Raw genomic sequence first — 5,109 nt, 5'->3', positions numbered from 1 at the left:
GTGTGCCCAAGGGCGTGGTCTACCGCCACCGCCACTTCGTCGGCCAGATCCAGCTGCTGGGCAGCGCCTTCGGCATGGAGGCCGGCGGCGTGGACCTGCCGACCTTCCCTCCGTTCGCCCTGTTCGACCCGGCGCTGGGCCTGACCTCGGTCATCCCGGACATGGACCCGACACGGCCGGCGCAGGCCGACCCGGCGCGGCTGCACGATGCCATCCAGCGCTTCGGGGTCACCCAGCTGTTCGGTTCGCCGGCGCTGATGCGGGTGCTGGCCAGGCACGGCCGGCCGCTGCCGACGGTGCGCCGGGTGACCTCGGCCGGTGCGCCGGTGCCGCCGGACGTGGTGGCGACCATCCGCCGCCTGCTGCCCGACGATGCGCAGTTCTGGACGCCGTATGGCGCCACCGAGTGCCTGCCGGTGGCCGTGGTCGAGGGCCGCGAGCTGGAACGTACCCGTGCCGCCACCGAGGCCGGTGCCGGCACCTGCGTGGGCAGCGTGGTCGCACCCAACGAGGTGCGCATCATCGCCATCGACGATGCACCGCTGCCCGACTGGTCGCAGGCACGCGTATTGCGCACTGGCGAAGTGGGCGAGATCACCGTGGCCGGGCCCACCGCCACCGATACCTATTTCAACCGCCCGCAGGCCACGGCCGCTGCCAAGATCCGCGAAACCCTGGCCGATGGCAGCACCCGCGTGGTGCACCGCATGGGCGATGTGGGCTACTTCGACGCGCAGGGCCGCCTGTGGTTCTGCGGGCGCAAGACCCAGCGCGTTGAAACCGCGCGCGGGCCGCTGTACACCGAACAGGTGGAGCCGGTGTTCAACACCGTGCCGGGCGTGGCCCGCACCGCGCTGGTGGGCGTGGGCGTGGCCGGTGCGCAGGTCCCGGTGCTGTGCGTGGAACTTCAACGCGGGCAGTCCGATGGCCCGGCGCTGCAGGAGGCGCTGCGCGCGCAGGCCGCTGCACGGGTGCCCGAGGCCGGCCTGCAGCACTTCCTGGTGCATGCGGCCTTCCCTGTCGATATCCGTCACAACGCCAAGATCGGCCGCGAGAAGCTCGCTGTCTGGGCGGGCGCCCAACTGGAGAAGCGCGCATGAAGATCCTGGTCACCGGTGGTGGTGGTTTCCTTGGCCAGGCGCTGTGCCGTGGCCTGCTTGAACGCGGCCACCAGGTGCTGGCGTTCAACCGCAGCCACTACCCGGAACTGCAGGCGATGGGTGTGGGCCAGATCCGTGGCGACCTGGCCGATGCGCAGGCGGTGCTGCATGCGGTGGCCGGTGTCGACGCGGTGCTGCACAACGGGGCCAAGGCCGGCGCCTGGGGCAGCTATGACAGTTACCACCAGGCCAACGTGGTCGGCACCGACAATGTCATTGCCGCCTGCCGCGCGCATGGCATCGGCAGGCTGGTCTACACCTCCACGCCCAGCGTGACCCACCGTGCCACCCACCCGGTGGAAGGGCTCGGTGCCGATGAAGTGCCCTACGGCGAGAATTTCCAGGCCCCGTATGCGGCGACCAAGGCGATTGCCGAACAGCGCGTGCTGGCCGCCAACGACGCTACGCTGGCCACCGTGGCGCTGCGCCCGAGGCTGATCTGGGGCCCGGGCGACCAGCAACTGGTGCCACGGCTGGCCCAGCGCGCCCGCCAAGGCCGCCTGCGCCTGGTGGGTGACGGCAGCAACAAGGTGGACACCACCTACATCGACAACGCCGCGCTGGCGCACTTCCTCGCGCTGGATGCACTCGCCCCGGAGGCGGCGTGCGCCGGCAAGGCCTACTTCATTTCCAACGGCGAGCCGTTGCCGATTCGCGAGCTGCTCAACAAGCTGCTTGCCGCCGTGGGTGCGCCGGCGGTGGACAAGACCCTCAGCTTCAAGACCGCCTATCGCATCGGTGCGATCAGCGAACGCCTGTGGCCGTTGCTGCGCCTGCCCGGCGAGCCGCCGTTGACCCGTTTCCTGGCCGAGCAGCTGTGCACACCGCACTGGTACAGCATGGAACCGGCACGTCGCGATTTCGGTTACGTGCCGCAGGTGAGCATCGAAGAAGGGCTGTGCCGCTTGAAGGCCGCGTCGTGACGGCAGCGTCACGGCGCTGAAGGCTTCATCAGCCGCAGAGATCCCCATCACCGGTTGCACACCGGCAGATGCGCAGGATGGACCCCAACGCCACCCCGGCCGGATCACCCGCGAGGAACGTCATGCTGCATTACGCCATCATTTTCTTTGTCATCGCCATCATCGCTGCCGTGCTCGGCTTCTCCGGCATTGCCGGTGCCGCCACGAACATCGCCTGGATCCTGTTTGTCGTGTTCCTGATCCTTGCGGTGATCTCGATGTTCCGCAAGCGCGGGTAGGTAGTGCCGGCCGCTGGCCGGCATCGCTTCCCGGAGTCGAGTCATGCTCGACTGCCTTCTGTAGAGTCGAGCCATGCTCGACTGATCACAACGCAGTCGAGCACGGCTCGACTCTACAGAACGGGGTTACACCAGCGCCCGATCGGCCGCGTGCCGCTCCAGCGCCAATTCAATCAGACGCGTGATCAGCGCGGTGTAGCCCACCCCGCTGGCACCCCACAGCTTGGGGTACATGCTGATGCGGGTGAAGCCGGGCAGGGTGTTGATTTCGTTGATGACGATCTGCCTGTCTGCGGTCAGGAACACATCCACCCGCGCCATGCCTGCGCACTCCAATACCTGGTAGGCCCGCAGTGCGATCTGCTGGATGCGCTCCTGCGTCTGGCCATCGATAGCCGCCGGTACCACCACGTCCGCCCCATCGGGGTTGATGTACTTGGTGTCGTAGGCATAGAACTCATCGTGCACGACGACCTCACCGCACACGCTGGCCTGGGGCTGGTCATTGCCCAGCACCGCGCATTCGATCTCGCGGCCGACCACGGCCGATTCCACCAGCACCTTGTGGTCGTGGCGCAGCGCCAACTGCAGCGCGGCGGCGAAATCGCCGGCCTGCTTGACCTTGCTGACCCCCACCGACGAACCCTGGTTGGCCGGCTTGACGAACAGTGGCAGTCCCAGCTGTGCAATCAGCGCCTGCACATCGACGTTCGCTGCCTCATGGCGACGGATGCACTGCCACGGCGCCACCGGTAATCCTGCGTCGCGCAGCAGTCGCTTGGCCACGTCCTTGTCCATCGCCGCCGCCGAGCCCAGCACTGGCGACCCCACGAACGGCAGGTTGGCCATGCGAAGCAACCCCTGCAGTGCCCCATCTTCGCCCAGCGGCCCGTGCACGATGGGCAGCACCACATCGATCTGGCCCAGCGCAGTGGATGCATCCACGGGTTGCAGCTGCGCCTGCCCGGCACCGGGCCGCACTGCCAGCGCCATGCCGGAAGGATGCAGCGCGATGCGTGCCGGGTCATCGGCATGCAGCAGGAACGTATCGGACTGGCTGAGGTGCCACTGGCCCTGCTTGTCGATGCCGACCAGTACCGGCTCGAAGCGCTCGTGATCGAGCGCATCGAGGATGTTCTTCGCCGACTGCAGCGAAACTTCGTGTTCGGAGGAAATGCCCCCGAAAATGATCCCGACCCGGGTCCGTGCCATGCGTGTTGTCCTGTGTAACAAGGCCCCACAGCATGAACCGCCGTGTGGCACGGGGAAAGGTAGAGTCGACCGTTGGTCGACTGGCAGTCCGCGGAGGGGCAGTCGACCAACGGTCGACTCTACCGCGGCAATGTGCCTGCATCCGCCCCCACCCACGCAGGTAGAATGGCCACATGGCTCTCTCCCTGCTCTCGTCCCTCAAGCCGGTCGCCGGCCGCGCCCTGCAGACCGCCCTGAACCGCGCGCTGGCGCTGGATCCGGATACCCGCCATGCCTTGGCCAGCCTCAACGGCCGCCACATCGACCTGACCCTGGACGCCCCGTCGCTGGCGATGCGCATCAGCGTCGATGGCGACCAGCTGCGCGTCGGCCCCGTCGACGCACAGGAAGCCGACCTGGCCGTGCGCAGCAGCCTGGCCGGCGTGCTCGCCCAGCTGCCGCTGCTGGCCAACGCGCGCCGCAGCAACGACAACGGCAAGGGCCGCGTGCGCGTGGCCGGCGATGCCGAACTGGCGCGCCGTCTGCAGCAGCTGGCCAAGGGTTTTGATCCCGACTGGCAGCAGCCTTTCGTCAGCGTGTTCGGCGAAGTGCTGGGGGTGCAGGTCGCCAACACCCTGCGCAGCGCCCTGCAGCACGCACGCCAGGGTGCCATCGATCTGGCCCACAGCGCCGCCGAATTCATCACCGAGGAGTCGCGCGACGTGGTCCCACGTGCCGAACTGGATGCCTTCCACGACGACGTGGACGTATTGCGTGACGACGTCGAGCGCCTCGGTGCACGCGTGCAGCGCCTGCGGGGTGCCGCATGAAGGCGCTGTTGCGGGCCAACCGCATCGGCCGCATCATCCTGCGCTACCGCCTCGACGACCTGCTGCAGGGCACGCCCGCCGAGCGCTGGCTGCGCCTGGCCAAGCCCTTCGTACCGCGCGCCTCGGCCGACATCGCCTCGCAGTCGCGCGGCGCACGCCTGCGCCTGGCGCTGCAGGACCTCGGCCCGATCTTCGTCAAGTTCGGGCAGATCCTGTCCACCCGCCGCGACCTGGTGCCGCCGGATGTGGCCAACGAACTGACCCTGCTGCAGGACCGGGTCAAGCCCTTCGACGGCGACACCGCGCGCCGCATCGTCGAAGAGGCGCTGGGCCTGCCGGTCAGCGAGGCCTTTGCCAGCTTCGATACCGAGCCGCTGGCCTCGGCCTCGATCGCGCAGGTGCATGCGGCCACCCTCGCCGATGGCCGCCAGGTGGTGGTGAAGGTGCTGCGCCCGGGCATCGAGAAGCAGATCGACGCCGACATCGCCCTGCTCAATTCGCTGGCCGCGCTGGTCGAGCGCACCCACCCGCGCGCCGACAAGATCCGCCCGCGCGAAGTGGTGGCCGAGGTCGAGAACACCCTGGCTGCCGAACTGGACCTGCAGCGCGAAGGCGCCAACGCCAGCGTGCTGCGCCGCTTCTGGGAAAACAGCGACGACCTGTACGTGCCGGCGCAGCTGCACCGGCTGCATTGCGGGCCGCGGCGACCTGGCGCAGCTTCTGCTCT

Annotated in this window: 6 protein-coding genes; 5 read left to right on the top strand and 1 reads right to left on the bottom strand. The window is 68.5% G+C overall.

Going from position 1 to position 5,109, the window contains the following annotated elements:
- From ACQKDV_RS18205 to ACQKDV_RS18195, 3 genes are all read left to right on the top strand, one after another.
- Positions 1-1,100: fatty acid CoA ligase family protein (locus ACQKDV_RS18205; RefSeq protein ID WP_427785619.1), on the top strand; the 1,100-nt coding region annotated here is incomplete at its 5' end.
- The gene (oleD, locus tag ACQKDV_RS18200) at positions 1,097-2,083 is read left to right on the top strand and encodes a 2-alkyl-3-oxoalkanoate reductase (protein ID WP_427785617.1); all 987 of its coding nucleotides are present in this window, start codon (positions 1,097-1,099) and stop codon (positions 2,081-2,083) included. The genes ACQKDV_RS18205 and oleD, both read left to right, overlap by 4 nt.
- 122 nt (positions 2,084-2,205) lie before the next feature.
- Entirely contained in the window at positions 2,206-2,361 is a 156-nt protein-coding gene (locus ACQKDV_RS18195; protein ID WP_005407633.1) for a DUF1328 domain-containing protein, read from the top strand.
- Between the two features lie 126 nt (positions 2,362-2,487).
- Here ACQKDV_RS18195 and ddlA read toward each other — a convergent pair whose 3' ends face one another.
- A complete protein-coding gene (gene ddlA / locus ACQKDV_RS18190; protein WP_427785615.1) occupies positions 2,488-3,573 on the bottom strand; it encodes a D-alanine--D-alanine ligase in 1,086 nt (361 codons plus the stop codon).
- A 173-nt stretch (positions 3,574-3,746) separates the two neighbouring features.
- On the opposite strand from ddlA, the gene ACQKDV_RS18185 reads away from it, so the two are divergent.
- Together ACQKDV_RS18185 and ACQKDV_RS18180 are read left to right on the top strand one after the other, a co-directional pair.
- Complete coding sequence (locus tag ACQKDV_RS18185) at positions 3,747-4,382, top strand: ubiquinone biosynthesis accessory factor UbiJ (RefSeq protein ID WP_427785613.1); 636 nt, start codon at positions 3,747-3,749, stop codon at positions 4,380-4,382.
- Positions 4,379-5,109 (top strand): AarF/UbiB family protein (locus ACQKDV_RS18180; RefSeq protein WP_427785611.1); only part of this gene is annotated, 731 nt, incomplete at its 3' end. The genes ACQKDV_RS18185 and ACQKDV_RS18180, both read left to right, overlap by 4 nt.

The organism is Stenotrophomonas sp. NPDC077659 (genome assembly GCF_050268705.1).
Taxonomy (GTDB): Bacteria; Pseudomonadota; Gammaproteobacteria; order Xanthomonadales; family Xanthomonadaceae; genus Stenotrophomonas.
Note: the sequence above shows the minus strand (reverse complement) of the source record. Positions and strands in the feature narration are given on the sequence as shown.

Bases quoted from the DNA above. Each gene is read 5' to 3' on its own strand.
- oleD (WP_427785617.1), top strand. From the start codon at position 1,097: ATGAAGATCCTGGTCACCGGTGGTGGTGGTTTCCTTGGCCAGGCGCTG.
- ACQKDV_RS18195 (WP_005407633.1), top strand. From the start codon at position 2,206: ATGCTGCATTACGCCATCATTTTCTTTGTCATCGCCATCATCGCTGCC.
- ddlA (WP_427785615.1), bottom strand. From the start codon at position 3,573: ATGGCACGGACCCGGGTCGGGATCATTTTCGGGGGCATTTCCTCCGAA.
- ACQKDV_RS18185 (WP_427785613.1), top strand. From the start codon at position 3,747: ATGGCTCTCTCCCTGCTCTCGTCCCTCAAGCCGGTCGCCGGCCGCGCC.